Below are 15,441 nucleotides of genomic sequence, written 5' to 3'. Positions count from 1 at the left end.
CTACAAACCAGCTAATGCCTCCTTCAGGGAGGCGGAGGTCAGCGCAATATGAGCGATCAGACGTCGGTCTACCAAGCCTATCAAGGCAATACTTACCTCTTCGGCGGCAATGCCCCCTACGTCGAAGAAATGTACGAGAACTACCTGGCCAACCCCGGTAGCGTGCCGGATTCCTGGCGCGAGTACTTTGATGCACTGCAACATGTGCCCGCAGTCGACGGCACGGACTCCAAGGACGTCCCGCACCAGCCCGTCATCAACGCTTTCGCCGAGCGCGCCAAGCAAGGCGGCACCAAGGTGGTCGTGGCCTCCGGCGCCGACTCCGAGCTGGGCCGCAAGCGCACCGCCGTCCAGCAGTTGATCGCCGCCTACCGCAATGTCGGCGCACGCTGGGCCGATCTCGATCCCCTCAAGCGCACCGAGCGCCCCGAAATTCCCGAGCTGGAGCCGTCGTTCTACGGCTTCACCGATGCCGATCAGGAAACGGTGTTCAACACGAGCAACACCTTCTTCGGCAAGGAAAGCATGTCGCTGCGCGAGCTGATGAACGCGCTGCGCGAGACCTACTGCGGCACCCTGGGCACCGAGTACATGTATGCCACCGACCAGACGCAAAAGCGCTGGTGGCAGCAAAAGCTGGAAACCAGCCGTACCAAGCCCAGCTTTGACGCCAGCCAGAAAAAGCGCATCCTCGACCGCCTGACGGCTGCCGAAGGCCTGGAACGCTACCTGCACACCAAGTACGTCGGCCAAAAGCGCTTCTCGCTGGAAGGTGGCGAAAGCTTCATCGTCGCCATGGACGAGCTGATCAACGCTGCCGGCCAGAAGGGCGTGCAGGAAGTCGTGATCGGCATGGCCCACCGCGGCCGCCTGAACGTGCTGGTCAACACCCTGGGCAAGATGCCCAAGGACCTGTTTGCCGAGTTCGATCACACCGCTCCCGAAGATCTGCCCTCGGGCGACGTGAAGTACCACCAGGGCTTCAGCTCCGATGTGTCCACCGCTGGCGGCCCTGTCCACCTGTCGCTGGCCTTCAATCCCTCGCACCTGGAAATCGTCAACCCCGTGGTCGAAGGCTCGGTGCGCTCGCGCATGGACCGCCGCGACGACCCGCACGGCAAGCAGGTGCTGCCCGTGCTGGTGCACGGCGATGCCGCCTTTGCCGGTCAGGGCGTGAACCAGGAAACTCTGGCGCTGGCCCAGACCCGTGGCTACACCACGGGCGGTACGGTGCACATCATCATCAACAACCAGATCGGCTTCACCACCTCCGATCCGCGCGATACCCGCTCCACGCTGTACTGCACCGATATCGTCAAGATGATCGAGTCGCCCGTGCTGCACGTGAACGGCGATGATCCGGAAGCCGTGGCACTGGCCGTGCAGCTGGCGCTGGAATTCCGCATGGAATTCTCCAAGGACGTGGTCGTGGACATCGTCTGCTTCCGCAAGCTGGGCCACAACGAGCAGGACACGCCTGCCCTGACCCAGCCGCTGATGTACAAGAAGATCGGCGCCCACCCCGGCACCCGCAAGCTGTACGCCGACAAGCTGGCCACGCAAGGTCTGGGCGAATCGCTGGGCGACGACATGGCCAAGGCCTACCGCGCCGCCATGGACGAAGGCCGCCACACCGTGGACCCGGTGCTGACGAACTTCAAGAGCAAGTACGCCGTGGACTGGAGCCCGTTCCTGGGCAAGACCTGGACCGACGCTGGCGACACCGCCATCCCGCTGACCGAATGGAAGCGCCTGGCCGAACGCATCACCACCATCCCCGAGACCGTGACCCCGCACGCGCTGGTCAAGAAGGTCTATGACGACCGCGCAGCCATGGGCCGCGGCGATGTCAACGTGGACTGGGGCATGGGCGAGCACATGGCCTTCGCATCGCTGGTCGCATCGGGCTACCCCGTGCGCCTGTCGGGCGAGGACTGCGGCCGCGGCACCTTCACCCACCGCCACTCGGTCATCCATGACCAAAAGCGTGAAAAGTGGAGCGAAGGCACCTACATCCCGCTGCAGAACGTTGCCGACAGCCAGGCTCCGTTCACCGTCATCGACTCCATCCTGTCCGAAGAGGCCGTGCTGGGCTTCGAGTACGGCTACGCGTCGAACGATCCCAACACCCTGGTGATCTGGGAAGCCCAGTTCGGCGACTTCGCCAACGGCGCCCAGGTGGTGATCGACCAGTTCATCGCCTCCGGTGAAGTCAAGTGGGGCCGCATCAACGGCCTGACGCTGATGCTGCCGCACGGCTATGAAGGCCAGGGCCCCGAGCACAGCTCGGCACGCCTGGAGCGCTTCATGCAGCTGGCCGCCGACGCCAACATGCAGATCGTGCAGCCCACCACGGCCAGCCAGATCTTCCACGTGCTGCGTCGCCAGATGGTGCGCCCGCTGCGCAAGCCGCTGGTCATCATGACGCCCAAGTCGCTGCTGCGTAACAAGGATGCGACCTCGCCGCTGTCCGAATTCACCAGCGGTGGTTTCCAGACCGTGATCCCCGAGCAGGACGAAGCCGTGGTGAAGAACGGGGCCAAGGTCAAGCGCGTGATCGCATGCTCGGGCAAGGTCTACTACGACCTGGTCAAGAAGCGCGCCGAGAAGGAAAGCAAGGACGTCGCCATCATCCGCGTCGAACAGCTGTACCCCTTCCCGCACAAGGCCTTCGCCGCTGAACTCAAGAAGTTCGGCAACGCCACCGAGATCGTCTGGTGCCAGGACGAGCCGCAGAACCAGGGCGCCTGGTTCTTCGTGCAGCACTACATCCACGAGAACATGCTCGATGGCCAGAAGCTGGGCTACTCCGGCCGCGCTGCCTCGGCATCGCCCGCCGTGGGTTACGCACACCTGCACCAGGAGCAGCAAAAGGCTCTGGTGGAAGGCGCGTTCTCCAAGCTCAAGGGTTTTGTCCTGAACAAGTAAGGCAGCCCCCACCCGCTACGTATCAGTACAGAACACTTTTGGAAAGAATCACAAATGGCTATCGTTGAAGTCAAAGTTCCCCAGCTGTCCGAGTCCATCGCTGAGGCCACCATGCTGACCTGGAAGAAGAAGGCCGGCGAAGCGGTTGCAATCGATGAGATCCTCATCGAAATCGAAACCGACAAGGTCGTGCTCGAAGTGCCCGCCCCCGCCGCTGGCGTGCTGGCCGAGATCGTGCAAGGTGACGGCGCCACCGTGGTGGCCGAGCAGCTGATCGCCAAGATCGACACCGAAGGCGTGGCCGGCGTGGCTGCTGCCGCTCCTGCCGCAGCCGCCGCTCCCGCTGCAGCAGCGCCTGCTGCTGCTCCCGCCGCTGCTGCTGCCACTGGCGGCAGCAAGGGCGATGTCGCCATGCCCGCCGCTGCCAAGCTGCTGGCCGAGAACAACCTGTCGGCCGCCAACGTCGCTGGCTCCGGCAAGGATGGCCGCGTGACCAAGGGCGACGCCCTGGCCGCCGTCAAGGGCGGCGTGCAGTCCACGGCTGCCGTCATCCCCACCGGCGTGCCCACCAAGGCGCTGCCCCAGGTGTCGGCTCCCGCTGCCAAGGAAGACCTCAGCGGCCGTCCCGAGCAGCGCGTGCCCATGAGCCGCCTGCGTGCCCGCGTGGCCGAGCGCCTGCTGCAGTCGCAGTCCACCAACGCCATCCTGACCACGTTCAACGAAGTGAACATGGCCCCGGTGATGGATCTGCGCAAGAAGTTCCAGGACGCCTTCACCAAGGAACACGGCACCAAGCTGGGCTTCATGTCCTTCTTCGTCAAGGCGGCAGTGCACGCCCTGAAGAAGTACCCCGTGCTCAATGCTTCCGTGGACGGCAACGACATCGTCTACCACGGCTACTTCGACATCGGTATCGCCGTGGGTTCGCCCCGTGGCCTGGTGGTGCCCATCCTGCGCAATGCAGACCAGATGAGCTTCGCCGACATCGAAAAGAAGATTGCCGAATTCGGCAAGAAGGCGGCCGACGGCAAGCTGGGCATTGAAGACATGACCGGCGGCACCTTCTCCATCTCCAACGGCGGCACCTTCGGCTCGATGATGTCCACCCCCATCATCAACCCGCCCCAGTCGGCCATCCTGGGCGTGCACGCCACCAAGGACCGCGCCATGGTCGAGAACGGCCAGGTCGTGGTCCGCCCGATGAACTATCTGGCCATGTCCTATGACCACCGCATCATCGACGGCCGTGAAGCCGTGCTGGGCCTGGTGGCCATGAAGGACGCGCTGGAAGATCCTTCGCGCCTGCTGTTCGACCTGTAATTCCACAGGGTTCGACACGACGAAAACCCACCCTTGGCCGCGTGCCCTGCGGTGGGTTTTTTCATGCATCACAGACAAGAGATTCCTGAAATGAGCAAGCAATTCGACGTCATCGTCATCGGCGCGGGCCCTGGTGGCTACATCGCCGCCATCCGAGCCGCACAACTGGGCTTCAACGTGGCCTGTATCGACGAGTGGAAGAACGCCGCTGGCGGCGCCGCTCCGGGCGGCACCTGCACCAACGTGGGCTGCATTCCCTCCAAGGCCCTGCTGCAGTCGTCCGAGCACTTCGAGCACGCCAATCTGCACTTTGCCGACCATGGCATCTCCACCGGCAAGGTCGAGATGGACGTGGCCAAGATGATCGCCCGCAAGGATGCGGTCGTGAAGCAGAACAACGACGGCATCCTGTACCTGTTCAAGAAGAACAAGGTCACCTTCTTCCACGGCCGTGGCTCGTTCGTCAAGGCGGTCGAGGGCGGCTACGAGATCAAGGTTGCCGGCAAGGAAGAGGAAGTGCTGACGGGCAAGCAGATCGTGGTCGCCACGGGCTCCAGCGCCCGCGCGCTGCCCGGCGTGCCTTTCGATGAAGAGAACATCCTGTCCAACGACGGCGCCCTGCGCCTGGGCAAGGCCCCGAAGAAGCTGGCCCTGATCGGCGCTGGCGTGATCGGCCTGGAAATGGGCTCGGTCTGGCGCCGCCTGGGCACGGAAGTGGTCGTGCTCGAAGGCATGGACAAGTTCCTGTCCGCCGTGGACGAGCAGATCGCCAAGGAAGCCAAGAAGGCGTTCGACAAGCAGGGCTTGAAGATCGAGCTGGGCGTGAAGATCGGCGAAATCAAGAGCGGCAAGAAGGGCGTGTCCATCGCCTACACCAACGCCAAGGGTGAAGCCCAGGCGCTGGAGGCCGACAAGCTGATCATCTCCATCGGCCGCACCGCCAACACGGCCGGCCTCAATGCCGAGGCCGTGGGCCTGGCTCTGGACGAGCGCGGCTGCGTCGTGGTCGATGACGACTGCAAGACCAGCCTGCCCGGCGTCTGGGCCGTGGGCGACGTGGTGCGCGGCCCGATGCTGGCGCACAAGGCCGAGGAAGAGGCCGTGGCCGTGGCCGAGCGCATTGCCGGCCAGCATGGCCATGTGAACTTCGGCACCATTCCCTGGGTGATCTACACCAGCCCCGAAATCGCATGGGTGGGCCGCACCGAGCAGCAACTGAAGGAGCAGGGCGTCAAGTACAAGGCTGGCACCTTCCCCTTCCTGGCCAACGGCCGCGCGCGCGCCCTGGGCGACACCACGGGCATGGTCAAGTTCCTGGCCGATGCAGAGACCGACGAAATCCTGGGCGTGCACATGGTCGGCCCCATGGTTTCGGAGCTGATCTCCGAAGCCGTGGTCGCCATGGAGTTCAAGGCATCGAGCGAAGACATTGCCCGCATCTGCCATGCCCACCCCTCGCTGTCCGAGGCCACCAAGGAAGCGGCACTGGCCGTCGACAAGCGCACTCTGAATTTCTGAGTGCCAGGCTAGCCATCTAGCCCAAGCCAAAGACCTGAAAGCGCTTGCCCTGCAAGCGTTTTCAGCTTCTGAATACATAGCGAATGGTTGATGCTGCATGAGCGTTTCAGTGCGAGAGGCCTACGAGGCCGAACTGGTAGCCAAGGGCTTTCACAGTGATCCTGCGCAGTTGCGCGCCGTCGAGGCGCTGCAGCGCTGTGCCGACGACTGGGCGGTCTACCGCCAGCGCCGCTCCAACGCCTTCAAGAAGCTCATCAACCATCCCGAGATTCCCCGCGGCGTCTACATGTACGGCGGGGTGGGGCGCGGCAAGAGCTTTCTCATGGACTGCTTCTTCAACGCCGTGCCGCTCAGGCGCAAGGTGCGTCTGCATTTCCACGAATTCATGCGCGAGGTCCACCGCGAGCTCGCCGTGCTGCAGGGAACGCAGAACCCGCTGGACGTGCTGGGTGCCCGCATCTCCAAGAAGTACAAGCTGATCTGCTTTGACGAATTCCACGTGGCCGACATCACGGACGCGATGATCCTGCACCGGCTGCTGGTCTCGCTGTTCGCCAACGGCGTGGGCTTTGTCACCACCTCCAACTTCAAGCCCGACGAGCTGTACCCGGGCGGCCTGCACCGCGACCGCATCCTGCCGGCCATCGACCTGCTCAACGAGCGCATGGAAGTCGTCAACGTGGACAACGGCACGGACTACCGCCGCCGCACGCTGGAAAACGCCCGGCTCTATCACACGCCCCTGGGTGCAGAGGCCGATGCGGCCATGACCGAAACCTTCGACAAGCTGGCCGAAGTCAAGGACGAAGACTCCGTGCTGCACATCGAGGCGCGCGAGATCCGTGCGCGCCGCCGCGCCGGTGGCGTGGTCTGGTTCGACTTCCGCGAGCTGTGCGGCGGCCCGCGCTCGCAGAACGACTACCTGGAGATCGCGAGCCAGTTCCACACCGTGCTGCTGTCCGACGTGCCCTATATGCCGGTCAACATGGCATCGCCCGCGCGGCGCTTCACCTGGCTGGTGGACGTGTTGTACGACCGCAGGGTCAAGCTGGTCATCTCGGCCGCCGTGCCGCCCGAGCAGCTTTACACTGAGGGCCCGCTGGCCCATGAGTTCCCCCGTACCGTATCGCGCCTGAACGAGATGCAGTCCAAGGAATTCCTGGCGCTGGAGCGCCGTGTGGTGGATACCAGCCTGACCTGAGGCCGGTCCCGGCCGCTGGCGTCGTTTGCCGGACCTGTACATGTTGAAACTGCCTACCTCTGCTTTCGCCCTTGTGAAGAAACTGCCCGCTCCTATGGGCGCTGCGCTGGCCTGCCTTGTGCTGGCCGGCCCGGCCATGGCTGCGGATGCTGGCGCCGATGCCGATGCGCGGCAGGAACGCGCCCAGGCTGCAAAGCAGGTCCAGGCCGAGCGCAAGGCCGCACGCGCCGAGATCGCGGCCCAGCGTGCCGTCATCGACAGGCGGCGCACGGCCCTGGAGTCCGAGTGCTACCAGCGCTTTGCCGTGGAAGACTGCCTCAGGCAGGCGCGCGAGGAGGCTCGTGAGCAGGACAAGCCGCTGCGCGAACGCGAGCTGCAGATCAACGACGAGGAGCGCAAGGAGCGCGCCGCCCAGCGCCTTGAGGATATCGAGGCCAAGAAGGCGCAGAAGGCCGCCTCGTCCATGCAAGCCAAGGAGCGGCCACCGGCCGCCCAGCGCGACACCCAGGCCATCAGGACCCAGCGTGCCCAGGACGCACAGCAGCGCGCAGCCCAGCAGGCCAGCCACCAGCGTGATCGCCAGGCGCAGATCGAGCAGCGCCAGTCTGCGCAGGAGCAGGAGCGGCGAGCTGCCGCCCGCGCCCAGTTCGAGGCCAAGCAAAAAGAGGCTGCCGAGCGCAAGGCCCGCGCCGCCGATGCCGCCCGTGAACGCGGCCCGCAGGCAGCGCCACTGCCTGCGCCTCCCGCGCCCTGAGTCCGGTGGTCAGGCCGTCACCGGCTCCAGTGCCTCGAGCTTGAGCACCACCAGCGACAGGTTGTCACCCCCGCCCTGGGCGCGCACGCGTGCCTTGTCGATCAGGAATTCCGTGGCCTCGCGCGGCGTGAGCGCGTTGAGCACGGTGCCCAGTTCCTCCGCCGTGTAGTAGTGCCAGACGCCGTCGCTGCAGGCCATGAGCGTGGTGCCCGGATGCACGTGCTCGATCACGTGGTGGCTCATGGGCGGCTCGGCCTCGGTGCCCAGGCAGCCCAGCAGGATGTTGGACTTGGGGTGCACATGGGCCTCGAATTCGGTGAGTTCTCCCCTGTCCACCAGGGACTGGACGTAGGAGTGGTCCTTGGTGCGGTGGACCATGGTCGCGCCCTGGTAGTGGTAGATGCGCGAATCGCCCGAATGCACCCAGTGGCAGCGGCCCTGGGGCAGCAGCACGAAGGCGGCAATGGTGCTGTGCGGCTCCTGCTCGGCCGAGATGGCCGTCAGCCGGATCACCATGTGCGACTCGTGGACGATGCTCTCCAGCAGCGCCGTGCAGTCCTCCTTGCCCGGCTCGAAGCGCTCGAACAGCTGGCGCGCCGTGAGCATGACCTGGTCGGAGGCCTTGCGTCCGCCACTGCGCCCGCCCATGCCGTCGGCCAGCACGCCCAGCAGGCAGCCGTGTACATAGGGGTGGGCCATGAGCATCACCTGGTCTTGCTGGTATTGCCTGTCACCGCGATGGATGCCTGTGGCGGCTTGGAGTCGGTACGCTGGCTGCATGGTCTCTGGTTTGGTGGGCTCTTGGGGCGGTGGATGGGCACACCAATGTCATGGCGCATATTATCGGAGCACCGTCCCCGGCGCTGGCCCGCCGCACCCCGGCGGCGCTCTCTTTTTCAACAAACGGACCCGCCCTTTGCATTCCCTGACCGCCGCCGTGCAGGCGGCCTTCGCGCCGCAAGGCCTGCTGTCGCGCGCCGAGGCGCTGTACCTGCCGCGTGAGGGGCAGACCCGCATGGCCCTGGCCGTGGCCCAGGCCATCGAGCAGCGCCAGACCCTGGTGGTCGAGGCCGGCACGGGCGTGGGCAAGACCTATGCCTACCTGGTGCCGGCGCTGCTCAGCGGCCAGCGCGTGCTGGTGTCCACGGCCACGCGCGCGCTGCAGGATCAGCTGTATGCCCGAGATCTGCCGCGCCTCGTTGCCGCGTTGGGCATGCCGCTGCGCATGGCGCGCCTCAAGGGCCGCAGCGCCTACCTGTGCATGGAGCGGCTGGAGCGTGTGCGCCAGGGCCGCACGGCGCCGCAGGACCCGCAGGTGCTGCGCAGCGTGGCCCTGGTCGAGCGATGGGCACGCACCACGCGCACGGGCGACCTGGGCGAGTTGCCCGCGCTGGACGAGCGCTCGCCCGCGCTGCCCCTGGTCACTTCCACACGCGACAACTGCCTGGGTTCCGACTGCCCGCATTGGCAGGACTGCCATGTCAACGTGGCCCGCCGCGCTGCGCTGGAGGCCGATGTGGTGGTCATCAACCACCACCTCATGTTTGCCGACCTGGATGTGCGCGAGTCGGGCGTGGCCCAGTTGCTGCCCAGCGTGGGCGTGGTCGTGGTGGACGAGGCCCACCAGCTCAACGACACCGGCGTGCAGTTCGCGGGCCAGAGCCTGTCGGGCCAGCAACTGACGGGCTATGCCCGCGATGTGCTGCGCGCCGGCCAGGAACTGGCGCGCGGCATGGCCGACTGGATGCAGCTTTCGGCACGTGTGGAGCAGGCCTTGCGCGAGCTGCGCCTGGCGGCAGGCAAGCCCCCGGTGGGCGGGCGCCTGCCCTGGCAGGGCGTGACGCCGCAGGGACTGGACGCGCAGCGCTGGCGCACCGCCCTGGTCACACTGGGGCGCAGCCTGCGGGCACTGCTGGAACCGCTGGTGCAACTGCAGGTCAGCGACCCCGAACTGCGCAGGCTGTTCGAGCGCGGCAACGAGCTGCTGCGGCGCCTGGCCACCTTTGCCGCCGCCGCCGTGCAGGACACGGTGCGCTGGCTGGAGCTGGGCAGCCAGCAGATGCGCATGCTGGAGTCTCCGCTGACCATTGCGCACATCATGCGCACGCGGCTGCTGGGGTTGACGCAGGGGCAGGAGGGATCGGAGGACCAGGAGCGAGAGGATGCACAGCCCGAGCCCGAGCCACAAGAACAGGAAGAAGGCGCGCCCGCGCCCGTTCACGAAGGTGCAGGCCTGCCTCGGCAGCCATCTGGCACCGCGTGGATCTTCACCTCGGCCACGCTGGGTGACGACGAGCGCCTGAGCTGGTTCACCGAGCCCTGCGGCCTGCGCGAGGCCCAGGTGCTGCGCGTGGACAGTCCCTTTGACTATGCGCGGCAGGCCGCGCTTTACGTGCCCCGGCCCTTCGCCCAGGCCGGCAGTGCCACGCACAGCACCGAGGTGGCGCGCCTGGCGCTGGATGCCGCCCAGCGCCTGGGCGGGCGCACGCTGGTGCTGACGACCACGCTGCGGGCGCTGCACGCCATAGGCGATGCACTGCAGCAGTCGCTGGGGCTGTTTGGTGAACTCGATGTGCTGGTCCAGGGGCAGGCGCCCAAGCTGGCCTTGATCGAGCGCTTTATTGCGGCCGGAGAAGGCAGGGAAGGCACGGGGGCGAGCCCGGGGCGGGGCTGCATTCTCGTGGCGTCGGCCACTTTCTGGGAGGGGGTGGATCTGCCGGGCGATGCGCTGCAGCTGGTGGTCATCGACAAGCTGCCGTTTCCGCCGCCCGACGATCCGCTGGTCGAGGCGCGTTCGCGCAGTCTGGAATCCGTGGGGCGTCAGGCCTTTGCCGACTACATGCTGCCTGAGGCCGCCATGGCGCTCAAGCAGGGCGCCGGCCGCCTGATCCGGCGCGAGACGGATCGCGGCGTGCTCGTGGTCTGTGATTCCCGGTTGGCCACCATGGGTTACGGGCGGCGGCTGCGTGCCGCGCTGCCGCCCATGCGGACCCTGGTGGACGAGGCGGCCTTTGTTCAGGCCCTGCAGGCGCTGGCGCAGCCTGCGCCGCAGATCACCACAGCTTCCACCACGACTTCTGCTTTGCCGTGAGGTCCTGGTCGGACTCCTGGCCGTAGGAGGCGGTCAGCACGCGTTGCGCGTCGTCGCGCAACTGCGTCATGCCCAGGGCGTCGTATGAATTCACCAGGATCTGCATGGCCTCGCGCACGGCGGGCACGCCCTGGTAGTCCTTGACGGCCGTCTGCGCGCGCGCGATGGCGGCCACGTAGGCGCCGCGTCCGTAGTAGTAGCGGGCGACATGCACTTCGTACTGCGCCAGCGAATTGACGATGTACTGCATGCGCAGCCGCGAATCCTCGGCGTAGCGCGACTCGGGAAAGCGCGTCACCAGTTCGCGGAAGGACTCGAACGAGTCCTTGGCGGCCTTCTGGTCACGCTCGGACAGATCCTGGCGCGACAGCCAGGAGAACATGCCCAGGTTGTCATTGAAGTTGACCAGGCCCTTCAGGTAGAGGGCGTAGTCGGTGGCGGGGCTGGCCGGGTGCAGCTTCAGGAAGCGGTCCAGCGTGGCGGTGGCCTGGATCTTGTCGCCGCTCTTGTACTGGGCATAGGCCTTGTCGAGCTGGGCCTGCTGGGCCAGGGGCGTGCCAGCGGCACGGCCTTCGAGCTTCTCGAACAGCGGAACGGCCTTGTCGAACGCGCCGGAGGCGGCTTCGTCGCGGGCCTCGGTATAGATGCGGTCCGGGGTCCACTTGGCAGTAGGGTCTTGCTGCGTACTGGAGCAGGCTGTCAGAACGCCTGCGACCAGCATGGCGGGAACGATGGACAGGGGAATACGCTGCATGGTGGACGTTTCTCGGGCAATCGAAGGGCGGTGAGAGGGTTGGCGGGCAGGGACGCGGGCCGCGCTGAGGGGCCGCACAAAGCCTGATTTTCCCGCAACCGGGCCGAAGCATTGTAACGGCCTGCGATGCCCGCCCCGCAGGCGGGGGCGGCGGCAAAGGCATGGCCGTGAACGGGTCCCGGCCTTGCGGAGCTTTCTACAATGGCGCCCATATGTTTGTCCATTTGCGCCTGCACACCGAATTCTCCGTCGTGGACGGAACCAACCGCATCAATGCCATCGTCAAGGCCGCCGCCGAGGATGGGCAGGTCGCACTGGCCGTCACAGACTTCAACAACCTGTTTGGCGGCGTCAAGTTCTACCGCGAAGGGCGGGCCAAGGGCGTCAAGCCCGTGCTGGGCGCGGAAATCCAGATCGAAGGCGAGAACGGCGCCGCCGTCTCGCGCATCATCGTGCTGGTGCAAAGCCCGCTGGGCTACCACAACCTGTCCGAACTGCTGGCCCGTGGCTGGACCCGCAACGTGGTCAAGGGCCAGGCCGTGCACACCTGGGCCTGGCTGCAGGAGCTGGGCGAGGGGCTGATCGTGCTGGCCGGTGCCCAGGCCGGCCCCGTGGGCCAGGCGCTGATGCGCGGCGACGAGGCCGGCGCAGCCGCCGTGGCCCAGCGGCTGGCAGGCATGTTCCCGCACCGCTTCTTCATCGAACTGCAGCGCGCCGGCCGCCAGGACGATGAGGCGCACGTGCTGGCTGCCGTGCAACTGGCCGAGCGGCTGAACCTGCCCGTGGTGGCCACGCACCCCATCCAGTTCTTCGGCCCCGACGACTACGAGTCCCACGAAGCGCGCGTGTGCATCGCCGAGGGTGAGATCCTGGCCAACCCCAAGCGCGTGCGCCGCTTCACGCGCGACCAGCATTTCAAGACCGCCGCGCAGATGCAGGCGCTGTTCGCCGACATTCCCAGCGCGATTGCCAACACCGTGGAAATCGCGCGCCGCTGCAGCCTGACCCTGGTGCTGGGCAAGCCGCAGCTGCCCAATTTCCCCGTGCCTGACGGCATGACCATGGACGAGTTCTTCCGCAGCGAATCCTTCAACGGCCTGGAAGACCGCCTGACCCACCTGTATCCCGATCCCGCCAAGCGCGAGGCGCAGCGCCCGCGCTACGTGGAACGGCTGGAATTCGAGATCGGCACCATCCTCAAGATGGGCTTTCCGGGCTACTTCCTCATCGTGGGCGACTTCATCAAGTGGGCCAAGCTCAACGGCTGCCCCGTGGGCCCGGGCCGCGGATCGGGCGCGGGCTCGCTGGTGGCCTACGTGCTCAAGATCACGGACCTGGACCCGCTGGAATACAACCTGCTGTTCGAGCGCTTCCTGAACCCCGAGCGCGTGTCCATGCCCGACTTCGACGTGGACTTCTGCCAGGCCAACCGCGATCGCGTCATCGACTATGTGAAGCAGCTCTACGGCCGCGACGCCGTCAGCCAGATCGCCACCTTCGGCACCATGGCCGCGCGCGCGGCCATCCGCGACGTGGGCCGCGTGCTGGACATGAGCTACACCTTCTGCGACGGCATCTCCAAGCTCATTCCCAACAAGCCGGGCCTGCACGTCACGCTCAAATACCCGCCCAACCCGAAGAAGGAGGGCGACAAGTACACCTACGCCATCGAGGCCGAGCCCATGCTGGCCGAGCGCATCGAAAAAGAAGAAGACGTCAAGACCCTGATCGAAATGGCCCAGAAGCTCGAAGGCATGACTCGCAACATCGGCATGCACGCGGGCGGCGTGGTGATCGCTCCGGGCAAGCTCGCCGACTTCTGCCCGCTGTACCAGCAGCCGGGCAGCGACTCGGCCGTGGCCATGTACGACAAGGACGATGTGGAGGCCGTGGGCCTGGTGAAGTTCGACTTTCTGGGCCTGGCCACGCTGACCATCCTGGAGATCGCGCGCGAGTTCATCATCAAGCGCCACAAGGGCCAGGAGAACTTCGCCTTCGAGAACATCCCGCTGGACGATGCGCGCACTTACCACCTGTTCTCCGAGGGCAAGACCGAAGCCGTGTTCCAGTTTGAATCGCGCGGCATGCAGGGCATGCTGCGCGACGCCAAGCCCAGCCGCCTGGAAGACCTGATCGCACTGAACGCGCTGTACCGCCCGGGCCCCATGGACCTGATCCCCAGCTTCGTCGCGCGCAAGCACGGCAAGGAAGTGGTGGAATACCCGCACCCGCTGGTCGAGCAGGTGCTGGCCGAGACCTACGGCATCATGGTCTACCAGGAGCAGGTGATGCAGACCGCCCAGGTGCTGGGCGGCTATTCGCTGGGCGGCGCCGACCTCTTGCGCCGAGCCATGGGCAAGAAGAAGGTCGAGGAAATGGTCATGCACCGCGGGATATTCCGCGAGGGCGCGGCCAAGCAGGGCATCAGCGAGGACAAGGCCGACGAGGTCTTCGACCTGATGGAGAAGTTCGCAGGCTACGGCTTCAACAAGTCGCACGCCGCCGCCTACTCGCTGCTGGCCTACCACACGGCCTGGCTCAAGGTGCACTACACGGCCGAGTTCTACTGCGGGAACATGACCGTGGAAATGGACAACACCGACAAGCTCAAGGTGTTGTACGAGGACGCGCTCAAGATGGGCATTAGCTTCGAGCCGCCGGATGTCAACCGCGGCATGTACCGTTTCGAGCCCGTCACCGACAAGGTCATCCGCTACGGCCTGGGCGCCATCAAGGGCACGGGCCAGCAGGCCATCGAGGCCATCGTTGCGGCGCGTGAAGGCCGCGGCGTGGGGCCGCGCGGCGCTGACAAGGGACCTTTCAAGAGCCTGGCCGACTTCTGCGTGCGCGTGGACCGCACGCGCCTGAACAAGCGCACGCTGGAAGCCCTGATCAAGGGCGGCGCCTTCGACGCCATCGAGCTCAACCGGGCGTCGCTGGTGGCCTCCATCGACCATGCCTTCGAGTTCGGCAACAAGACGCTGGCCAACGCCAACCAGGGCGGCCTGTTCGACATGATGGGCGATGACGCCGTGGGCTCCAGCACCCAGGAGCCGCCGCTGGTCGAGGCACTGCCCTGGGGCGTGAAGGAGCGGCTGACCCAGGAAAAGACGGCGGTGGGCTTCTACCTCTCGGGCCACCTGTTCGACGAGGTCGAGAAAGAGGTGCGCCGCTTCGTGCGCACGCCCCTGGCCGAGCTGCGCGACAGCCGCGAGCCCCAGACGCTGGCCGGCATCATCAGCGACTTCCGCGCCATCAACGGCCAGCGAGGGCGGCTGGGCCTGTTCAAGATTGACGATGGCTCGGGCGTGATCGAGGCCTCGGTGGACGAGAACACGCTCAACACCTACCGCGAACTGCTCAAGGACGATGAATTCGTCGTCATCACCGGGCGCCTGCAGCTCGACCATTTCAGCGGCGGCCTGCGCATGAAGGCCCAGCAGCTGTGGAATCTGGCAGACGCGCGCTGCCGCTTTGCGCGCTACCTGCAGGTCAGCGTGGGCGAGAAGATGCCTGACGTGCTTGGCCTGCTGCGCCAGTTCCCCGCCGTGGTGGAGCAGGGCGAGCACGGCGAGCTGCAGCGCGGCATGAAAGTGCGCCTGGGGCTGGTCTGCGAGGACGAGCGCGGCTCGGCCAGCTGTGAGCTGGCGTTGGGCGATGCAAGCCGCTTCTATCCCAGCGATGCGGCCCTGGCGGCCTGGTACGCCCAGGCCGGCAGTGCCCAGGTCAAGGTGGTCTACGAATAACCCGCAAGGTGGCGCAGCGCCCGATGGCGGCGAGCAGGCACTGCTTTGGTGCGTGCTTGCCGGCCCGGGCGGGCACCGCGCTTGAATTCTTCAGGCATGCCTCGCATATCCCTTCCGGAAAACAGTGGC

The 15,441-nt window shown here is 66.1% G+C and carries 9 protein-coding genes; 7 read left to right on the top strand and 2 right to left on the bottom strand.

The genetic code is table 11. The features are described from left to right. Positions 1-48 precede the first annotated feature (48 nt). The 5 genes from A4F85_RS08360 (at position 49) to A4F85_RS08340 (ending at position 7,721) form a co-directional block, all read left to right on the top strand. Positions 49-2,928: a 2-oxoglutarate dehydrogenase E1 component gene (locus A4F85_RS08360; RefSeq protein WP_063326297.1), complete on the top strand. Its 2,880-nt coding sequence runs from the start codon at positions 49-51 to the stop codon at positions 2,926-2,928. Positions 2,929-2,982: 54 nt separating this feature from the next. Then, the gene (gene odhB / locus A4F85_RS08355) at positions 2,983-4,248 is read left to right on the top strand and encodes a 2-oxoglutarate dehydrogenase complex dihydrolipoyllysine-residue succinyltransferase (protein WP_013802659.1); all 1,266 of its coding nucleotides are present in this window, start codon (positions 2,983-2,985) and stop codon (positions 4,246-4,248) included. A 90-nt stretch (positions 4,249-4,338) separates the two neighbouring features. Beyond that, entirely contained in the window at positions 4,339-5,766 is a 1,428-nt protein-coding gene (gene lpdA / locus A4F85_RS08350; RefSeq protein WP_013802658.1) for a dihydrolipoyl dehydrogenase, read from the top strand. 97 nt (positions 5,767-5,863) lie between these two features. Further along, positions 5,864-6,967: a cell division protein ZapE gene (gene zapE / locus A4F85_RS08345; protein WP_063326296.1), complete on the top strand. Its 1,104-nt coding sequence runs from the start codon at positions 5,864-5,866 to the stop codon at positions 6,965-6,967. A gap of 40 nt (positions 6,968-7,007) precedes the next feature. Continuing rightward, positions 7,008-7,721: a hypothetical protein gene (locus tag A4F85_RS08340; protein WP_063326295.1), complete on the top strand. Its 714-nt coding sequence runs from the start codon at positions 7,008-7,010 to the stop codon at positions 7,719-7,721. A 9-nt stretch (positions 7,722-7,730) separates the two neighbouring features. Here A4F85_RS08340 and A4F85_RS08335 read toward each other — a convergent pair whose 3' ends face one another. Continuing rightward, positions 7,731-8,501 carry a PP2C family protein-serine/threonine phosphatase gene (locus tag A4F85_RS08335; protein WP_012205334.1) on the bottom strand — a complete coding sequence of 257 codons (771 nt, stop codon included), beginning with the start codon at positions 8,499-8,501 and terminating at the stop codon, positions 7,731-7,733. A gap of 136 nt (positions 8,502-8,637) precedes the next feature. On the opposite strand from A4F85_RS08335, the gene A4F85_RS08330 reads away from it, so the two are divergent. Further along, positions 8,638-10,812, top strand: coding sequence for an ATP-dependent DNA helicase (locus A4F85_RS08330; RefSeq protein ID WP_063326294.1), 2,175 nt, complete (start codon positions 8,638-8,640; stop codon positions 10,810-10,812). On the opposite strand, the gene A4F85_RS08325 is transcribed toward A4F85_RS08330, so the two are convergent. Then, a complete protein-coding gene (locus A4F85_RS08325; RefSeq protein ID WP_012205336.1) occupies positions 10,775-11,566 on the bottom strand; it encodes an outer membrane protein assembly factor BamD in 792 nt (263 codons plus the stop codon). The genes A4F85_RS08330 and A4F85_RS08325 overlap by 38 nt on opposite strands. 212 nt (positions 11,567-11,778) lie before the next feature. On the opposite strand from A4F85_RS08325, the gene dnaE reads away from it, so the two are divergent. Further along, complete coding sequence (gene dnaE / locus A4F85_RS08320; protein WP_063326293.1) at positions 11,779-15,312, top strand: DNA polymerase III subunit alpha; 3,534 nt, start codon at positions 11,779-11,781, stop codon at positions 15,310-15,312. Positions 15,313-15,441 lie beyond the last annotated feature (129 nt).

It is taken from the genome of Delftia sp. GW456-R20 (assembly GCF_001622915.1).
GTDB classification, from domain to species: domain Bacteria; phylum Pseudomonadota; class Gammaproteobacteria; order Burkholderiales; family Burkholderiaceae_C; genus Comamonas; species Comamonas acidovorans.
Note: the sequence above shows the minus strand (reverse complement) of the source record. Positions and strands in the feature narration are given on the sequence as shown.